The organism is Cyanobacteria bacterium FACHB-DQ100 (assembly GCA_014695195.1).
Classification (GTDB): Bacteria; Cyanobacteriota; Cyanobacteriia; order Leptolyngbyales; family Leptolyngbyaceae; genus Leptolyngbya.
The window spans coordinates 847868-866942 of record JACJNW010000028.1 but is presented as its reverse complement, the minus strand read 5'-3'; the positions used below and the strand labels follow the sequence as shown (position 1 = coordinate 866942).

Below are 19075 nucleotides of genomic sequence, written 5' to 3'. Positions count from 1 at the left end.
GCATTGTCTCAAAGAATCTTTAGAAATTCGGCGCTGAGCTTGCGGTATAGAGAGGATTTGAGTGTCTAAGCTATTCTACTGAAAAGTTTCAGCGATAGGAGAAAAGATAATATTCCGGATCAACAATGTTGATTGATGAATATATTAGATCTTGCAGAAATTAAGTTCCTTCTAATCGAAATTGTTAAAATTATTGAAAGTCTAAATAAGAAATTTGAATCTCCTTACAGCATAGAAATCTTTACAGATTCAGCGCCATTGCCATTTGCACTGCTCCCATACTGACCGTTTGATAAATCAGTTTCAGGGTTTCCATTGCGGCTTGATTCGCAGGCGGGTCGATTTTGAGCGGAATTGTTCCTAACACATCTAAAACCGTTTCGCTGCTAGGCGGCGGAGTGATGACGATTAAGGAAGGCTCAAGCTGATCGCTGTAGTTCCAAAATTGATCAGGATTCAGGGGGGCGATCGCTCGAATGATCGCGTTTTCTGATGCGATCGCGCTTTCTTCTCCGGAGCTGCGAATCTGACGCAGTGCATTAATAATTTCTTCTTTGCTGCGTCCGCGCAGTTGGAACAACACAAACGGATCTTCTCCGAAGCGATCGCCCAGCAAATAGTAAACGGCTCCTATATGCTTGCAAGGATTTGCCGGATCAGGGCAGGAACAGCGACTATGAATCGCAGATTTGTCGTATGGAAATAGGCTCAATCCATTAGCGATAAAGACATCTTGAATGTTCTGCGGCATTTCTCCAGCTAGGAGTTTGGCAGAAAAGATTGCCCGTTCTGCCATCGATTCGATCACATAGCCCCATTCTTCATCAGTAAAGCGATCGAGCGAAAATGACACTTCATACGGTTCGGGTGCCGTTCCTTGCACTTTTGCGATTACTTTTGCACCGTTGAATTCGAGACTGAGAACGTTTCCCTGACGCGCGTAGTTTCTCGCTCGTGCTAATCGCTGTGTAAATCCAATGCGTTCTAACAAATCAATCCACTGTTGTACCCACCATTCACGGTTAGGTTGTACGTAAGAATCACTCATCGGTTTACTCCTCTATCACAGCGCTACGATCGAGCAAGAGTAAATCTCGAAGCTGATCGGTATTTAATTCAGTCAGCCAGTTCTCGCCTGTACCCACGACTTGTTCGGCTAAGGCTTTTTTGCTTTCGATCATGTCGTGAATGCGTTCTTCAAGCGTTCCGGTACAAACGAATTTATGCACTTGCACATTTCGCTTTTGTCCGATGCGAAAGACGCGATCGGTGGCTTGATTTTCGACTGCTGGATTCCACCAGCGATCGTAGTGAAACACATGATTTGCACGAGTGAGATTCAAGCCGACTCCGCCTGCTTTGAGCGACAAAATGAAAATTCGAGGAGCTTGCGGATCATTTTGGAAGCGATCGATCATTTCTTCGCGCTGTTTCTTTGAAGTGCTGCCGTAGAGGAACAGCGTTTCACGTCCTAGTTGCTGTTCTAAATGTGGTTTCAGCAGTTTTCCCCATTCTGCAAATTGAGTGAAGATTAAAGCGCGATCGCCTTCTGCAACCGCTTCTTCGAGCATTTCTTCGAGTCGTTGCAACTTCACTGATCGGTTCGACGGAATGCTTTCTTCTCGATTGAACAATGCAGGATGATTGCAGATTTGCTTTAGCTTCGTGAGTAGTGCAAGAATGATGCCTTTGCGCTGAATACCTTCTGCTGCTTCGATTTCGGCAAGGGAGCGATCGACCATTGCTTGATAGAGCGCTGCTTGTTCCGCAGACAATCCACAGTAAACAGGCATCTCCTGTTTCTCCGGCAAGTCTTGAATGATTGAGCGATCGGTTTTCAAACGCCTGAGAATGAAAGGCTGAGTTAGCGATCGCAGCGTTTGCAGTGAAGTGGTATCGCCGTAACGCTCGATCGGAATCGCAAATCGTCGCTGGAAGAAGTTTTTCTGTCCTAAGTAACCCGGATTGAGAAAATCGAGAATTGACCACAGTTCAGTTAACCGGTTTTCGACCGGCGTTCCTGTCAATGCAATGCGGAATTCTGCTTCTAGTTCTCGCACAGCTTGAGACTGTTTTGCTTCTGCATTTTTAATGTTCTGAGCTTCATCGAGTACAACTCCTTGCCACGAAACAAGCTGAAGTATTTTCAAATCGCGCTGTACAAGCGTGTAACTGGTAATCACTAAATTGCAGGACTGCACAGCCTTGGCGAAAGCTTGTCCTTGCGATCGCTTATCTCCGTGATGCACGATCGCTTTTAGCGTCGGCGCAAACTTCTTAACTTCTCGTTCCCAGTTACCGAGAACCGAAGTTGGACAGACTAATAAGATAGGGTTCTCCAGTTGTTTGTTCTGCTTCAGTAACAGAATAAAGGCGATTAGCTGGATCGTTTTTCCCAATCCCATATCGTCCGCTAAACAAGCACCCAGGCCCCATCTTTCAAGAAACTGTAGCCAGGCTACACCACGAGCTTGATACGGTCTTAATTCACCTCTAAATTCCTTGGGCGCTTCTATTTCCTCTAGCGTTCCGGTTCCCGTTAGCGTTGTGACTAACTCTTGCAATGCGCCCGATGCTTCAAAACTCACAACCGGAAGTTTCTCGATCGTTTGGGTATCCCCGGTACTAATTCGGAGTGCATCTTCAAGCGATAGCGTTGTCTGATCTTTTCGTGCCGCGAAGAACGACTGTGCAGATTTAATATCTTGCGCTCTTAACTCTACCCATTCACCGTTAATTTCAACCAGAGGCGAATTCTGCGCCACTAATCGATCGAACTCTCGTTTCGTCAGGCTTTGACCGCCGATCGATAATTCCCATTCAAAATTCAATAAACTTTGTAATCCCAGCTTGCCTTTCTTCTGTTTCGTCGGCGTTGACGCTTTGATTCGCAATCCTAATCGATTCGCCAGTCCACCGCGATTTGCCAAACTGGGTGGCAGAACCACACCAATTCCGCTATCCTGCAAGCGCCATACAACATTCATCAAAAAATCATAAGCCTGAGTTGGATCGAGTAAACAGGCTTGCGGTCGAGCTTCTTGCAGGCTCGGTTCGATCAGTGGATATAAGCGTGATGCTAATCCCAATCCCATCAGCAAAGTTTCTTGGGGTCGATCGATCATTCGTCCCTCATGATTCAGTTGCTCGACCGGATTGCGCCAGATAATCGGAGCGCTAACGGTGAACTCTGCATCGTCGATCGCCTGCAGCAGATATTCAATCTTCCAGCGTTGATAGCTTTCCGTAGGTGGAATCAACTTCAAGCAAGCGCGAAATTGTGCTTGCGTTTTCTGTAATGGCGCTTTCCAATTCGATAATGCCGTCGATAGCGTTTTCGATTCCGTTTCGTCTAGCGTTGATGATTTTGTACCCAGTCCTTGAATCCAGGCTTGTAGAATTGATGGATTCCGGGGTGTCGTAACTGATTTGCGAACTTGAGCATCAATCAATTGATTGAGAAAATCTCGGAGTAAATCTTGAGGTTCAATCGGCAAATCGATCGCGATCTCCTCGCAATTCTGGTACAACCGACAAACTGAAGGCATCTGGCGCGCAAAGTGACGCAACCTCGCTTGATCCGTTGAGCTATCCAGCAAAGCTTCCCAGTGAGTCAAATCCGGTAAAAACTTCGATCGCGCCAGCAAATCCAACGCCCACCGCGCTGTATGCGACCAAAATCGTAAATCCCCACCCAAAAACGAATCATCTCCCAAAGCACCCAACGGCAAAGAATTCAGAAAGTCAAACGCCTGAGCTGAATTCAACCACAGCCCCTCAACCTTCCAGGGATACAGCACCCATTCCGCGATCTCAGACGCAGAAAGCTGCGGTGCTTCTCCGTCCTTTGGTAACGAGAGCGATCGCACCGCCCAGTTTTCCAGATTCGCTGCGCTTTTACGTCCGCGTTTCGGAGGTTCAATCTGCGGCAGCTTTAATCCCAACGGTTCTAAGAACGCCAGCAGTTCGGCTTGATTCATCGCATAGGGGTGCGCTAGAACACCTGCATCAGTTGGCATCGCCTCCAACCTGCGCCACGTTTCCCCCCACAGAAACAAGCCCCCTTCAGAGTCGGGCGCTTGAGCAAACCATCCACCATGTAAAACTGCCATGCCAAACTACTCAAAATAAAAGCGAACTAGCTCAACTTTCGGCAAGCCACTTCTGAATCTTCTAAGAAATCGCCTCGCCTAAGTAAGAATCTGCTGCAAAATTTAATCTCATCGATCGCAATCTTTACGCTCCAAAATCAAGAAAGCTTTCTATTCTTTAAGCAATCTAACAAGTTGTAATCCTGCCTTCAAATTCAATTCCCTCGCTTCATTCTACCGCGATTGTTTCAGCGATGATTTCGTCTCCAAACCCCCATGAACTCGACCCACTTCCCACTCTCCATCCCCCACTTCTTCAACTAAAATCCCTCCACTCTATTGCAAACAAAAAGGTCAGCAAAAGTATATCGATGTTAGGATTGCGGTAGTAGGAAAAGAGAAGAAAGGAAAATATAATTCATGCAAGAGTTCGAGAAGTCAATATCCTTTGATGGTAGGGATATTCGGCTCAAAGTCGGCTTGTTAGCCCCCCAAGCTGGAGGAGCAGTTTTAATCGAGTCAGGAGATACAGCAGTTCTGGTGACTGCGACTCGTGCAAAAGCAAGAGAGGGCATCGATTTTCTGCCCTTGCTCGTGGATTACGAAGAGCGCTTGTACGCAGCCGGGCGCATCCCCGGTGGATTTCTTAAGCGCGAAGGTCGTCCCCCAGAAAAAGCAATTCTCACCAGCCGTTTAATCGATCGTCCCCTGCGTCCGCTATTCCCCGCCTGGTTACGGGATGACATTCAAGTGGTCGCCACTACGATGTCAATGGACGAACGAGTGCCGCCAGATGTACTTGCCGTCACGGGGGCATCGATCGCAGTCCTGCTCGCTAAAATCCCCTTCAATGGCCCGATGGCAGCGGTGCGAGTGGGTTTAGTCGGCGATGATTTTGTGATCAACCCCACTTACAAAGAGATCGAGTCGGGTGATTTAGATTTAGTCGTCGCTGGCTCTCCGAACGGCGTGATTATGGTCGAAGCGGGCGCAAATCAACTGCCCGAAGCGGACATGATCGAAGCGATCGATTTCGGCTACGAAGCGGTGCGCGATCTGATTCAAGCGCAGCGTGAGTTTATTGAAGCGCTCGGCATCGAGTTAGTGCAAGAAGCAGCGCCGGTGATTGATCAAACGCTGGAGCATTTTATCCGCGATCGCGTCACGGCTCCGGTCAAAGAGATTCTTGCTCGGTTAGAAAAAGACAGAACCGTTCGCGATGCAGCACTTGATGAAGTCAAAGCCGCACTGGTGGCTGAAATCGAAGCCCTGCCCGAAGATGATCCGGTCAAAGCGGCAGCATCCACCGATGCCAAAGCCCTCAGCAACACCTTCAAAGACGTGACCAAAACGCTGATGCGTCGTCAAGTCGTCGAAGATAACGTCCGCGTCGATGGTCGCCAGCTCGACGAAATTCGCCCGATTTCTTGTCGAATCGGCGTTCTGCCGCAGCGAGTTCACGGTAGCGGTGTATTCAATCGCGGGCTGACCCAAGTGTTATCGATCGCGACTCTCGGCAGTCCGGGCGATGAACAAGAAATGGACGATTTGCACCCCGACACCGAGAAACGCTATCTGCACCACTACAACTTCCCGCCCTTCTCGGTAGGAGAAACGCGACCGATGCGATCGCCCGGTCGGCGTGAAGTCGGTCACGGGGCATTAGCCGAACGCGCCCTTATTCCCGTTCTTCCCCCCAAAGAACAGTTTCCCTATGTGATTCGAGTCGTGTCTGAAGTCTTGTCTTCAAACGGCTCCACTTCAATGGGTTCTGTGTCTGGATCAACGCTGGCACTGATGCACGCCGGAGTTCCAATCATCAAGCCCGTGAGTGGCGCGGCGATGGGGCTAATCAAAGAAGGTGAAGAAATCCGCATCCTCACCGATATTCAGGGGATCGAAGATTTCTTAGGCGATATGGACTTCAAAGTCGCCGGAACCGACACAGGAATTACAGCGCTGCAACTCGACATGAAAATTACTGGGTTGCCGATGAACGTGATTGCTGATGCAATTCACAAAGCAAAACCCGCCCGTCTGCATATCCTCGACAAAATGCTCGAAGCGATCGACAAACCTCGCCCAGAGCTTTCGCCCTATGCACCTCGCTTGTTGACGATCAAGATCGATTCTGATCAAATCGGCATGATCATCGGGCCTGGCGGTAAGACGATCAAAGGCATCACCGAAGAAACCGGAGCCAAGATTGACATCGCGGAAGACGGTACGGTGACAATTTCTGCGATCGAAGGCGAGAAAGCCAAACGTGCTAAAGCGATTATCCAGGGCATGACGCGCAAGCTGAATGCAGGCGATATCTATGCGGGTAAAGTGACGCGGATTATCCCGATCGGTGCATTTGTCGAGTTTCTCCCCGGCAAAGAAGGCATGGTTCACATTTCGCAGCTTGCTGATCATCGCGTCGGTAAGGTTGAAGATGAGGTGATGGTGGGCGATGAAGTGGTCGTGAAAGTCCGCGAAATCGATAACCGGGGTCGAGTCAATCTTACTCGTTTGGGCATTCATCCCGACGAAGCCAGTGCAGCGCGAGAAGCCGCCTCGAAATAACAGTTTGGGGATTGTTTATTCCAAGAACGATTCCTGAGCCCAAGGTAGAATTATCGAAACATGGAATCCGCACGATCGCTCACAATGAGCAGGTCTGCGGATTTTTTGTGCTGATCGTTCTTATCTCTTTATTGATCGTTCGTGATCAACTTTCCATCGCCCGATCATTCGTGAGCAGTACAAGCCCAACGGAGCACTAAAACAGCTCTCCGGAGCACTGAAATAGTGATCGCGACCACTGAAATAGCTCTCCGGAGCACTGAAATAGCGATCGCGACCACTAAAATGGCTCTCCGGAGCACTAAAACAGCTCTCCAGATCACTGAAACAGCTCTCCAGATCACTGAAACAGCTCTCCGGAGCACTAAAACAGCGATCGCCATCTCATCAATCAACTCACCAAACCCGATCGCAGCAAAAAAGATCCTTCTACGGGGGAGGACGAGTCATGCGGTTTCACCCATAAAATTGAGCGACAATCCCTTGATGGTGAGCATAATGGTGCAAGAACGGAACACTCCCCCCCGAAAAGCTTTAGAACCAGATCTCGATTCTCCACGTCGCGCCGATCCCCTACCGGTTCCGCCTAGGGTGAATTCACATCAAGGCACACCGATGACTGACATCGCTTCGGGTCTAGCCCTCTTGCTGTCGGTGATTGCTTTCTTTCTGAGTTGCTTTGCCGCAATTCAAGCAAGTAGTCTGCGGCGACAAAGCGAACCTGCACCCAATCCAGCGCAGTCAGGTTTGCCCAATCAAGGTATTAGTCGTCCGATCGCGCCGATGATCGCCCAAAATCGATTTCAACAAGTCGAACCCGGTCGCTATCGCCAACCGACCCTAGATCGATCGGGCGAAGTTGAAATTCTATCGGCAAACCGAGTCACCCAATCTGGAAATCCCAATCTTGCTACAATTCAACTCCGGATTCGTCGCCTCGATCAACCCGTACAGGGACTCACAGAAATCGATTTACCCAACGCCTACGCGCTGAACACCCGCACCAACGAGAAATACACGGCAGTGAGTGCCCAAACCCCGAATAATCAGTTCGTCACAATGGCAAACTTAAGTCCGGGCGCGACAGTCAATGCTTCGGTGACAGTGCGAGTGCCGAAGGATCTCGATCGCATCGATTTGGATATCCCAAACGTCCGCGTTTTTCGTAATGTCCCGGTCGGCTAGAGACGCTCCGACGAAATGCTTCCATCAACCCATTACAGGTAATATCGCACTGCTGTCACGACTCGGATTAAGTTGACAATACTGGTGAAAATGGCGATTGCTACGCAACGTCGATAGACGAACGCGACAAGAAAGAAGTAAAAGAATTGCCCTCCCTGACGATTGAACTACGACGCGGTGTCGTTTGACAGCACACCTGACAACCTTCTATACAAGTGACTACATAGCATTACTAAGCCCAAAGCTTAAATAGCAGCTTAAGCATCTAGTCACTCACAATCCTGATGAAATTTCATTCACTTGGCATCGCGTTTATATCTAGCGCGGCATGGTTCTGCACGATTATAGAATTGAGCTATAGTTCAGAAGCATCAGCAAACCCCGCTTCAGATCATTCTTTAAGGAACGTTAGGATTTCACAACCATCATCCACACTTGCTAATCTGCGTGACTTTCAAAAGCCACTGACTGATGCTCGTTTACTGCAATTCGATTTTTCATCAACAAGTGATAACACCGTAGAAATTGCACAAGAGAGTCAAGCTCCAGATAGTCAAGCTCCAGATTCCGCTGCGGAAGAAGAAGGGGAAGAAATTATTGGAGTCGAGAAGCTTCAAAAGCCAATCTCAACTCCGGTTTATACGATCGACTCTGATGAAATTCGGCGTGAGAGTTCGGATAGTTTAGCCGAGATTTTGCGGGGATTGCCTGGATTTGCTGTCAATGATGTCGGCTTTGGTGCGGATATTCACACTGGAACCTTTTACCGAGGGGCTTCGATCAATCAATCCGTGTTTCTGCTCAACGGTAGACCGATCGGATCAAATGTCAATATCTATCACGGTGGCACTGATCTCAACTCAATTCCTACAGGCGCGATCGAGCAAGTCGAACTATCGAGCGGAACGGCTGCGACTCTCTACGGCTCTGAAGCGATCGGCGGTGTGGTGAATGTCGTCACAAAGAAAGGGACTGGTCTTCCACAGTTCAATGGCTTTGCCCAGTTAGGATCGTTTAGCTCCTCGAACTATCGCGGCAGCTACTCTGGATCATTCAGAGACGTGAACTATCTATTGAGCTATCAGCGATTCAAGGCGGACAATGATTATCGTGTTCCGGTGGGAGCTGCGAATCGGGGCTTGGATGGGCGACTGTTTAACGGCGATTCGACTCAAGATAATTACTATGGCAATCTGAGTTTCGACCTTGGCGATCGCAACTCGGTCAGCTTAGATGTCTCAACAGTCACAAGTCGGCGCGGACTCTTGTACTTTGGATTTCCATTACAGCGCGATCGCTTAGATCACGACACGGTGAATGTCGGCTTAACCTGGAAAGCCCTGCTAGGAAACGGGCAAGACTCTACGCTCAATACCACGTTGTCGTTTAATCAAGACTACTTTAGTACTTACGGACCGACACAAACCACATTCTTTCGCCGTGGCATTCTGAACTCTCGCGGCTTGAATGCCAGAGTCGAACACAATTGGCAAACGAGCAAAACGAACAATCTGCGTTGGGGTGTAGATCTGCAAAATTCGCTGCTCAACGGAGAAGCTTTTAGTACACTGCCGCAATTGGCTCGATTTAATGGAGAGTTCGATCGCGATCGCATTCAAGCTGCCTTATTTGCCTTGAATACTTGGCAGATTACCAACAATTTCCAGGCAGAATTTGGATTGCGCCAGAACTTTACTAGCGAATTTGGGAGTTATCTCAATCCCAGTGTCGGAGCGCGTTGGGCACTCTCATCCGGTCTTGCACTCCGGGGAAGTTGGGTCTCTGTCCATCGCAATCCGGGCTTAGATCAACTGTATGCGTTTGATACGGTTCACAACTGGTTGCCGAATCCTGACCTCAAGCCTGAAATCGGATCGTCTTGGACGGCTGGATTGGATGTGCAACTCGCGAAAAGCTTCGCCGCGCAGTTCACATACTTTGGTAGTCGGTTAAACGATCGCATTGCCGTTCAGTCGGGACAATGGACAAATGTTGGCTTGGTCAATACGAATGGCATTGAGGCAGCATTGCGCTGGCAAGTTTCCCCACAGTGGTCTACCTTTGTGAACTATACTTACACCGATGCCAAGATTGGTAGTGGTGCAGAACGAGGATTGCAGTTAAGTACAATTCCGTTTTCGGTCGCGCGATTTGGCATCGGTTATGCTTCAAACGGTTGGGAAGTGAATTTATATGCCAACTACTTTAGCGGCGCACGACGTGCTTTATTCACGCTAGCAAATGATAATCCCCGCGAGTTTTCACCATCTTGGATTAGTTTTGATCTGGGCTTGCGGATTCCGGTGACGCGTGGACTGGGTCTCACCGTGTTTCTCGAAAATCTTGCCGATCGCAGCTATGAAAAAGTCAATCGCATCTATCAACCGGGTTTAACCTATCGAATTGGTTTAGTCTCAGATTTCTAGAGTGTTGAGGCTTAAGTTTGATAATGTTCTAGCCTTACTAAGACGCGAGTGCTGAGAATCAGCTCGACGGCTGTGATTGAAGAATTAATGGAGTGAAAATGGCGGTCACAACTAAAAAGAAATGAGCGGCTGCGCTTAAGTGCCTCTCTATCACACGGTCTGATACTGAATTAAACATAGAATGCGACAGATCATACTCAAAGTCCCCCATTCTGGGGGATTTAGGGGGCGAGAATCTGTCGCATCCATAAATCAATCTGGTATGGCCCCTCAAAGTCATCCGCACAAGATAATGTGAAGCGCAAGAAACGCCTGACCTATGACAGACGTTCTCATTTCGAAAGTTTAGTACGTTGTCCCTTGTTTATAAATAGAATTCAGGTTGTTTTTATGAGTTTGCGCGATCGGTTTAATCGATTTACAGGTAGAAATCGCTTTGTGGTCTGCCGCATCTTCCTGCATCTAGCAGGAGATGAAGTTGCGCCACTGCTCGGTATCCTCAATCAAGCAGGTCGAAAAGCGCTCCAGTCCGAAGGCGATCTGCAAGTCTTAGGCGAAGGCTTGGTCGAAATTTGTCAGAGTTTGCTGCAATATCAGACCTATTGGCGATCGGCAGCAAACGAAGGCGATGCGATTTCGGATGAAGGCGAAGCGGGAGATTATGTGAATGAACTGTTCACCGATTCAGCCCAGCGTTATCTCAGTGCCCCCGAACTTGAACCCGATACGGGAACTACGACCGATCCATTGACGTTACCCGTGACGCAGAATTTGATCGTAATGATTACGATCGCAGCAGAAGGAGAAGTTCCTGAACTCGAAACCGACCTTGCTGATCTCAGAGCGATGGCGACAGGACTCAAGGCAATCATTAACCTGCACTACCAAGAGCGATTACGAGCGATTCAAGTTCACTTTTCTCCTTCGCGTCTCGGCGACGAACTCAACTCCGATCATTTGCTGGAATTTTTCCCCGAACTGATCCCCCTCTAGAAATACACAGCCTTCTCTCGTTAGGATGCTGAATAGTGTAGAAAAAGACTCTAGAACGGTAAAGAGGTAAAGCCGAATGTTCTCTATTAAACTCGCGCGATCGATGATGCGAAAATTTCTTGCTCTCTCCATGTCAGTTGCGCTCTGCTGGACAACGGTCGGTTGTGGCAGCTCGTCGATTGGCGATCCGATCCGGACTGAATCGAATCGCCCAGCCGCAACCAGCCGCGCTACTCAAAAACTACCGGATGGAAAGTTCGCCGTTCAGCAAGCGACCTTCGATGATGGAACTGGTGAATATACCGTACTGCTGAGAGACACGCCTGCGGGAGTCAGTTCGTCGTTTAGAACGGAGAATTTACCCTTGGCTCAACTCACTCCAGAAGAAGTAAGTGCGGGTCAAAAAGGCTATCTCAAATCCGAAAACGGACAAGTTTCACTGCATATTCCCGAAGACTTCAAAATCGAGTACGTTCACAACGTCACGGAAAACGTCACCAATCCTCAAACTGGACGAACGGAGACAGTCGTTGTGCGACAAGAACCGAATTTCTGGGCACCGTTTGCGGGCGCAGTCGCGGGTCAAGCGATCGGTAGCCTCCTCTTCCGTCCCCAATATTACGTGCCCCCGTTCTATCAGCCCGGAGTGCCGATGACCGGATTTGGCGGATATGGCTCTTCCTACGGTCAAGCCGTCAATCGCTATCAGCAGCGCTATCAAGCACCGCCTGCGGTCGAACGCAACCGTCAGGTCTTCCGCTCCACCGGACGCATTGGATCGCCTGGATTTAATAATCCGCGTGTTGCGCGTCCCCGGATTAGCAACGATCGACCCACCGGATCGGGCTATGGAACCAGCACCTTACGCCGATCGAATCGCTCTACACCCAGCCGAATTAACCGTCCGGGTGGATTTGGTAGCGGAACACGATCGCGTTCTTCGTTTGGTAGCGGTCGCCGCCGTTAATCGTAACGATTAGAAATTGAAAAACCCTGGGGCGAGATAACTTGCCACAGGGTTTTTTATCAGTGTGTCAAAATGATGGTTTAGTTCCGCAGTGAGCGAAGCGTGTGATTGAGGTAGAAGTCCATCAACAACTGCGAGCCTTTCTCAGAGAGCAAGGCGAATCGTACTGGTCGCACCATCTGACAATGGCGCGATTGGTCGCACGGGCGCTTCGTATCGGTCGGAGTGCCCTGATTCAAACGGGCGCACCCTCAGATCTTCAGGGACGCTACCGTTTAAGCTATCTTGTGCCGATTTTGATGTGGCACGAACCTGTGGTTCTGGTTGTGCCTGAAATGATCCAGCAGCGGATTTTAAGAGTTGAAGTTCCCCGGCTGCATCAGTGGATCACTCACCCAAAACCGATTCAGGTTGGCGATCGCGCTCCTTCTCCCGATTACAAAGGGATTTTAATCACCACTCCACAAGCGTGGCTGAGCGATCGACTCAACAATGAGGGCAGATTTCCCCCCGGAATTCCCACAATCATCGACGGCGTGGACGATCTAGAAGCCTGGACGCGAGAGCAACTGACCTTTAATATCGAATCTGCTGATTGGGAAGCGCTGATGCTTGCCTGTCCTGCTCAGGTCGATTTGATTCGAGATGCGCGCATTCAGTTGATTCGCGCTGTTTTTCAGCACCCTGCAAACCCTTACGAATGTTATTTGTTCGAGCAATCCGAACGCGACATTCTCACCGATCTCCATCAGCAATTAACCGAATCTTTGCCGCCGAACTGGGCACGATTTTTTGAGCAGTTCAACAGAGCCGATCGCTTGACCTGGGTAATGATCGCGCGCCAATCCGGGCAGTTTTCCCTGCATTGTGCTCCGGTCGAAGTCGCTTCATCGCTTGCCCCAATTTGGTCACAGCAACCGACTGTACTCATCGGTGGAGCATTAGACCTAGACTCGGATGCCACGATGTATCGAGCCTCGATCGGTCTCGAAGCCGATTTAACCTGCTTGAAATTTGCGCTCGATCGCCAAGAAGACCTGGTTCAGCTTTATCAGCCTGAAGGTATTCCTTTACCGAATACACCCCAATTTCAGGGAGCATTGCTGCGAGAACTGCGATCGCTCCTCGCAATTTCTTCTCAAGCCTTTTCCGTCATTCTTGTCGGCGATACACCGTTAAAATCTCAAGTTGGGTCAATTTTGGCAGCGGAATTTGGCTCTAGAGTCCAAGTCGAGCGTACCTGTCTTGAAGACAACGGAATTTTAGTCACCGGCTGGGAATTTTGGCGGGAGCATCAAGGCGTTTTACCTGCGCCCCAAATGCTAGCGATCGCCACGTTACCGATTCCCTCACTAGAGCATCCTCTAGTTGCAGGTCGCGTTGCTCACTATAAACAGCATCGTCAAGACTGGTTTCGGCTCTACCTCTTACCGCAAGCCCTGAGCGAACTTCAACGCGCTGTCTCCCCGGTGCGCGAAAGTCAGGGAGTCGTCGCATTGCTCGATACTCGCGTTCTTCACCGCAGCTACGGCAGCCAAGTCTTAACTGCACTCAGTCCCTTCGCCCGCATTAACTACCTGGATGACACGCTCTTCAGCGATGTAGGCGACGAATCAAACGCGATATGATCGCAGTAATACACCTCAACGCATAAAAATCTATGGGAGAAGCAAAACGTCGGAAAGAATCATTGGGTGACAATTACGGTAAAGAATCCAGAATTGCGCCCTGGTTGCCCCTAACCAAAACCCAAACGCAGCAGTTTATGAAGTGGACATCCACCGGAGCTTGGACTGGCATTGCCCTACTTGTAGTTGCTTGGATTGTCGTTCGATTTGTTGGCCCTGCGGCGGGTTGGTGGCAAGCCAATTAGATTTATTTCTAACAGGAAAAAGGCGATTTATTGGTTGATAAAGGGGATCAATTGATCCCCTTTATTGCTTTAATAAGAACTTCGTATTGATTCGATGAACTCTACGGATCAATTCCCCCCAATTGCGTGATCCCCTATCTACAATGAGGACAGCTTCAGTCAGGGGGCTTGATTACTTCTCGAAGTTAGCAAGCGTAACAAGCTTCAAACGTTACCTAAACAATAGTACGAAATATTAAGAACCCTATGCTTTCTTGGGCTTGTTGCGTTCGCTACTTTGGCTAGTGGTTCAGTCGGGTAATATGACTCTCGTTAAGGTATTTTATTTAACACCTATTTTCTTCGGTATTTGCGCGATCGCGCTATATTATCAGGGAAATAAACGTTGAATTCTTAAGATAAGGTTTAGAATTAATCGTGGTGATTGGAGGACAATTGTGTTCTTACGACTAGCAGAGCAACACCGTCAATTTGTTCAAGATCTGGTAATGAATCTCCAAGCACTAGCAACCGTGCTGGAGAACCGGGGTTACTTGGCATCTTGTTACACCTGTGGCGGTCAAATGAATAGCGCTTCGTTTATGGTGAGTCTGGGCAATAACCATCTGATTCGGTTCTTGGTATCCGACTATGGCATCACCTGGACGGAAATGCGTGACGATCGAGAATTAATGAAGCTTGAGGGCGCGGAAGCGATCAGCCAGCTTCAAGAGTTAGCAAACTTGGTGAAGTATCAGATTCAGCCATCCGACTACCGCCCGATCGCACCTGTCGAAAGCTTACGATAAGCCAAAATCGTTTAACGGTCAGTGATCCCCTCGTTTCTGCGGGTGCGCTTTCAATGAGATAATTTGGCAGAAAGCGAGGTGCATTCGTTAACGCAGCCCGTTGCGCCTCAGGCCAAAGTGCCATCGCATCCTGGGGCTGGTATGAAGATAACTTATGACCGTTCCTGACTCTAATTGGCAGCATCAATTCATTGAAGCCAACCACATCCGATTGCATTATGTGACACAAGGAGAGGGAGACTTAGTTCTTCTGCTGCACGGATTTCCTGAGTTTTGGTATTCATGGCGCTATCAGATTCCAGCACTAGCACGGCATTTTAAGGTAGTTGTTCCCGATCTCAGAGGTTATAACGATTCAGAAAAGCCCGCGAGCGGGTACGACCTCGATACCTTAAGCGCAGATATTCGTAGCTTGATCGATCGCTTAGGCTACGATCGCGCTCATGTGGTAGGGCACGACTGGGGTGGTGCGATCGCGTGGCGATTGGCGCAGAAATTTCCGAGTTCGCTCGATCGCTTGGCGCTCCTCAGCGCTCCACACCCGCAGCGATTCGCCAAAGATTTACTCAGCAACTTGGATCAACTGCGTCGGAGTTGGTATGTGCTGGCGTTTCAGGTTCCTAACTTACCGGAGTGGCTGATTCAGTCGAACATGAGAGCGTTTGTACAGAATATGCTGCAAGAGCAAGCCGTCCGCAAGGGAGTGTTTACTCAAGATCTGGTTCAGAAGTATCAAACGGCGCTGCAAAAACCGGGAGCGATCGCGGCTGCCATGAGTTACTATCGTCAGCTATTTTTATCCGGGCACTGGATGCGGGATTGGATGCGATCGCCCGATCCGATTTCGGTTCCGACCTTGGTGCTTTGGGGCGACGAAGATTCGATTCTCAGTCCGAAGTTGATGGACGGGATCGAGCAGTGGATTTCGGCTCCGTTTAAGTTCAAATTGATTCCGCACTGTGGGCATTGGATTCAGCAGGAAGTCCCGCAAACCGTGAATCGAGAACTGCTCGAATTTCTCAGAAGTCCTGCTTGGGCGTAATATTGCCGCAAGTTGTCATTCGCGAACGATCGTGCACTTGATGGCGATCGTTCTTTTTTTGTGAAATCATTTGTTCTGGCAAAAACGATCGTTCTACGCTTGACAAGTCGTACTCATTCCGAGTACGCTTTCTAAAGAAATAAAGCAACTTAAAAAGAGAGAAGCGCTTATGTTCATCGATCGCTCCGGGCAAAAAGTTCCGAATGTCACTTTCCGCAGCCGCGAAAACAATGAATGGGTCACCATCACAACCCATGAATTATTTGCAGGTAAGACAGTGATTGTGTTCTCACTACCAGGAGCATTCACACCAACCTGTTCATCAACGCACGTTCCTGGCTACAACGAACTGTCAAAGGTATTCAAAGCGAATGGTGTCGATGATATTATTTGCATCTCTGTGAATGATGCGTTTGTGATGACTGAATGGTGCAAATCTCAAAACGCCGAAAACGTCCGCATGATTCCTGACGGGAATGGAGAATTTACCGACGGCATGGGGATGCTGGTCGATAAAAGCGATCTTGGATTCGGAAAACGATCATGGCGCTATTCGATGCTCGTAAAAGATGGGACGATCGAGAAAATGTTCATCGAACCCGACGAACCCGGAGACCCATTCAAAGTGTCAGATGCTGACACGATGCTGAAGTACATTAATGAAACCGCAGAGAAACCAAAAGCGATCTCACTGTTCACAAAAATTGGATGTCCGTTCTGCGCTAAAGCAAAACGAATGCTGAAAGAGCATGACCTCGACTATGAAGAGATCATTTTGGGTCGAGATGCCAGCCCTCGCACCTTACGAGCGGTAACGGGTGCAACTACAGTGCCGCAGGTATTTGTCGATGGCGTACTGGTTGGTGGATCTGAAGATTTAGAGGCATATCTGACGTAATCGTTGACAAAAAACCGGTAGAAATCTCTCTACCGGTTCAACGAATAATCAATTACTCAAACTCCGAGCGCAGTGCTGCACAAATTCAAAACTTTCTCTATTCTCGCTCCGTTCTCTTCACACCGAAGAGAACTTCGGGGTGAAAAGGCTGTGCCTCCTGCCCGTTCGTTGAGGAAGTTGAAGGCTCTGCTAAGCGACGTGCGGCATTAATAAAATCAGACGGCATCATTATGATCGTCGTCGTATTATTCTCCGCCCCAATTTCCGTCAACATTTGCAAGCGTCGAAGCTCCAGTGCCGCCGGATTTTGGCTCATATTCTGTGAAGCTTCTGCCAGTTTCAGCGATGCCTCTTGTTCTGCCGAAGCTTTGATCAAGCGCGATCGCTTTTCCCGTGTCGCTTCCGCTTCTTTTGCCATCGCCCGTTGCATACTGGCTGGAATCTCGACATCTTTGATCTCAACTCGCTCTAGCACAATTCCCCAAGGCTCAGTAATCTCATCCACAATTTCTTGAACCCGCGAATTGATCTTGTCGCGATGCTGTAGCACTTCATCCAGCATATTCTGACCGACCACGTTTCTTAAGCTGGTTAAAGCGACCTGATACACTGCCACTTCATAATTCTCGACACGGTTGATCGCTTTAGTCGGATCAAGAATTCGATAGTACAGAACAGCATTGACGCGAACAGTGACGCTATCTGCGGTAATCGTTTCTTGCGGTTCAATATTGACGGTTTTGGTACGAATATCTACCTGAACTTTCTGATCAACCCAGGGAATAATCCAGTACATTCCAGGCCCCATTGTGCCTTTAGCACGTCCCAACCGGAAAATCACGCCGCGCTGATATTCTCGATCGACCTTCAGCCCGTTCAGCGCCAGAATCACCAGCGCTGTAAAAAAGACTGTAACAAAGCTTCCCATAATCGTGTTTCTTAAAGGGATAGCTTTGTTCTAACACGCACGATCGACGAAGTACCCCGCGTGACCCGCGTAAGAATCTTAAATTTGATAAATCTACAACTCTGCTCGAATCGTGAACGAATAATCTCCACCAGGTTCAAGCTGATAGTCTTTAGCTTCGAGAAATCGTCCCAGCGGCTCTTTAATCAAAGCACGCCCCAACGAAGGTTGAATACTCAACAAGCCGCGCCGAAAATGCCAGTGAAACTGCCACTCATACTCATTTGCTCGCACTTCACCCTCGATGCTGCCCTGCTGCCAGGACTGACGGAGAATGCGGACATGGGCAGTGGTTTCTGGTAAACGTTTGCTCACAATTGGATGATTTACGATTTCGGCTCTACGATCTGATTGTTATAAAGGCTCATCGCTTTTTCAACCCCTTGCTTGAGGCTGAGTTCGATCGCGCTCACGGTCAAGTCCAAAACTTCATCGATCGCGCTTTTCTCGTTTGGCGCAAAAGTGCCTAATACATGAGATACCGCATCTTTCTCGCTCGACTTGGCACTGCCGATACCAATTCGCAACCGAGGAAACTGCTGCGTTCCCAGATGTGAGATCGCCGATTTCATGCCATTTTGCCCCCCGGCTGACCCCGACAAACGAATTCTTAACCGACCGACGGGTAAATCCATATCGTCGTAAATCACCATCACCGATTCGGGAGGGAGCTTGTACCAATCCACTACAGCCCGGATCGATTGTCCAGACAGGTTCATGTAGGTGGTCGGTTTGAGCAAGCGAATTTTGCCCGCAGGACTCATGCCTTCTCCAAAAAAGCCCTGAAACTTCTTCGTTTCAGAGAGGCGAATTTGCCAGCGATCGGCGAGGCGATCGAGCGCGAGAAATCCGACATTGTGGCGGGTATTTTCGTATTTGCTGCCGGGATTTCCCAAGCCGACAATTATTTGAGGCAATTGAGCCAACTGAGGCACTTCGGGCATAACACTCTAATCTTTCTCGACGGTCGCGGTAATTGGCTCGTCGGTTTTGTCATGATCGGTTTCCGCTGGGGCAAGCGTTGGTTTCTCTTCTAAGGTCGCTTGCATCGATTGGGGCGTAGCGGTAGTGATTTGCTCAGCCTCGCGCTTAAATTCGTTTTCAAATTCTTTTGAGGCATCCTGGAAGCTGCGAATTGCTTTACCCATGCTGCGTCCGATTTCGGGGAGCTTTTTCGGACCAAACACCAGTAATGCAACCACCAAAATCAAGACCATTTCCGGTAAGCCAATGCCGAAAAAGTTCATAGCAATCTCCGAGTAAGGGGTAGCTTCTAT

At 49.0% G+C, this 19075-nt stretch carries 16 protein-coding genes; 10 read left to right on the top strand and 6 right to left on the bottom strand.

Annotation, left to right across the window (positions count from 1 at the left end; all coding sequences use genetic code 11):
• Positions 1 to 241: 241 nt before the first annotated feature.
• A complete protein-coding gene (locus H6F51_15210; GenBank protein ID MBD1823833.1) occupies positions 242 to 1048 on the bottom strand; it encodes an SWIM zinc finger family protein in 807 nt (268 codons plus the stop codon).
• A 4-nt stretch (positions 1049 to 1052) separates the two neighbouring features.
• Entirely contained in the window at positions 1053 to 4112 is a 3060-nt protein-coding gene (locus H6F51_15205) for a DEAD/DEAH box helicase (GenBank protein MBD1823832.1), read from the bottom strand.
• Between the two features lie 399 nt (positions 4113 to 4511).
• Here H6F51_15205 and H6F51_15200 point away from each other — a divergent pair, with 399 nt between their 5' ends.
• The 10 genes from H6F51_15200 to H6F51_15155 all read left to right on the top strand — a co-directional run bounded on the left by H6F51_15200 (position 4512) and on the right by H6F51_15155 (position 16831).
• Positions 4512 to 6659, top strand: a complete 2148-nt coding sequence (locus H6F51_15200; GenBank protein MBD1823831.1) for a polyribonucleotide nucleotidyltransferase — start codon at positions 4512 to 4514, stop codon at positions 6657 to 6659.
• A 498-nt stretch (positions 6660 to 7157) separates the two neighbouring features.
• Positions 7158 to 7844 carry a hypothetical protein gene (locus tag H6F51_15195; GenBank protein ID MBD1823830.1) on the top strand — a complete coding sequence of 229 codons (687 nt, stop codon included), beginning with the start codon at positions 7158 to 7160 and terminating at the stop codon, positions 7842 to 7844.
• 284 nt (positions 7845 to 8128) lie between these two features.
• Positions 8129 to 10270, top strand: a complete 2142-nt coding sequence (locus tag H6F51_15190; GenBank protein MBD1823829.1) for a TonB-dependent receptor — start codon at positions 8129 to 8131, stop codon at positions 10268 to 10270.
• Positions 10271 to 10660: 390 nt separating this feature from the next.
• On the top strand, positions 10661 to 11263 hold the full coding sequence (locus H6F51_15185) for a DUF1517 domain-containing protein (protein MBD1823828.1): 603 nt from the start codon (positions 10661 to 10663) through the stop codon (positions 11261 to 11263).
• Between the two features lie 103 nt (positions 11264 to 11366).
• Positions 11367 to 12230, top strand: coding sequence for a hypothetical protein (locus tag H6F51_15180; protein MBD1823827.1), 864 nt, complete (start codon positions 11367 to 11369; stop codon positions 12228 to 12230).
• A gap of 104 nt (positions 12231 to 12334) precedes the next feature.
• Positions 12335 to 13858, top strand: coding sequence for an ATP-dependent DNA helicase (locus H6F51_15175; GenBank protein ID MBD1823826.1), 1524 nt, complete (start codon positions 12335 to 12337; stop codon positions 13856 to 13858).
• Between the two features lie 32 nt (positions 13859 to 13890).
• On the top strand, positions 13891 to 14103 hold the full coding sequence (locus tag H6F51_15170) for a DUF2839 domain-containing protein (GenBank protein ID MBD1823825.1): 213 nt from the start codon (positions 13891 to 13893) through the stop codon (positions 14101 to 14103).
• A 437-nt stretch (positions 14104 to 14540) separates the two neighbouring features.
• Positions 14541 to 14891: a DUF1815 family protein gene (locus H6F51_15165; protein MBD1823824.1), complete on the top strand. Its 351-nt coding sequence runs from the start codon at positions 14541 to 14543 to the stop codon at positions 14889 to 14891.
• Positions 14892 to 15045: 154 nt separating this feature from the next.
• A complete protein-coding gene (locus H6F51_15160; protein ID MBD1823823.1) occupies positions 15046 to 15933 on the top strand; it encodes an alpha/beta hydrolase in 888 nt (295 codons plus the stop codon).
• A 169-nt stretch (positions 15934 to 16102) separates the two neighbouring features.
• Positions 16103 to 16831, top strand: a complete 729-nt coding sequence (locus H6F51_15155) for a glutathione peroxidase (GenBank protein MBD1823822.1) — start codon at positions 16103 to 16105, stop codon at positions 16829 to 16831.
• Between the two features lie 97 nt (positions 16832 to 16928).
• Here H6F51_15155 and H6F51_15150 read toward each other — a convergent pair whose 3' ends face one another.
• The 4 genes from H6F51_15150 to H6F51_15135 all read right to left on the bottom strand — a co-directional run bounded on the left by H6F51_15150 (position 16929) and on the right by H6F51_15135 (position 19045).
• Positions 16929 to 17759, bottom strand: coding sequence for a slipin family protein (locus H6F51_15150; protein ID MBD1823821.1), 831 nt, complete (start codon positions 17757 to 17759; stop codon positions 16929 to 16931).
• Positions 17760 to 17852: 93 nt separating this feature from the next.
• A complete protein-coding gene (locus H6F51_15145; protein ID MBD1823820.1) occupies positions 17853 to 18116 on the bottom strand; it encodes a DUF3146 family protein in 264 nt (87 codons plus the stop codon).
• A gap of 8 nt (positions 18117 to 18124) precedes the next feature.
• A complete protein-coding gene (locus H6F51_15140; GenBank protein ID MBD1823819.1) occupies positions 18125 to 18742 on the bottom strand; it encodes an aminoacyl-tRNA hydrolase in 618 nt (205 codons plus the stop codon).
• Between the two features lie 6 nt (positions 18743 to 18748).
• Complete coding sequence (locus tag H6F51_15135; protein ID MBD1823818.1) at positions 18749 to 19045, bottom strand: TatA/E family twin arginine-targeting protein translocase; 297 nt, start codon at positions 19043 to 19045, stop codon at positions 18749 to 18751.
• Positions 19046 to 19075: the final 30 nt, after the last annotated feature.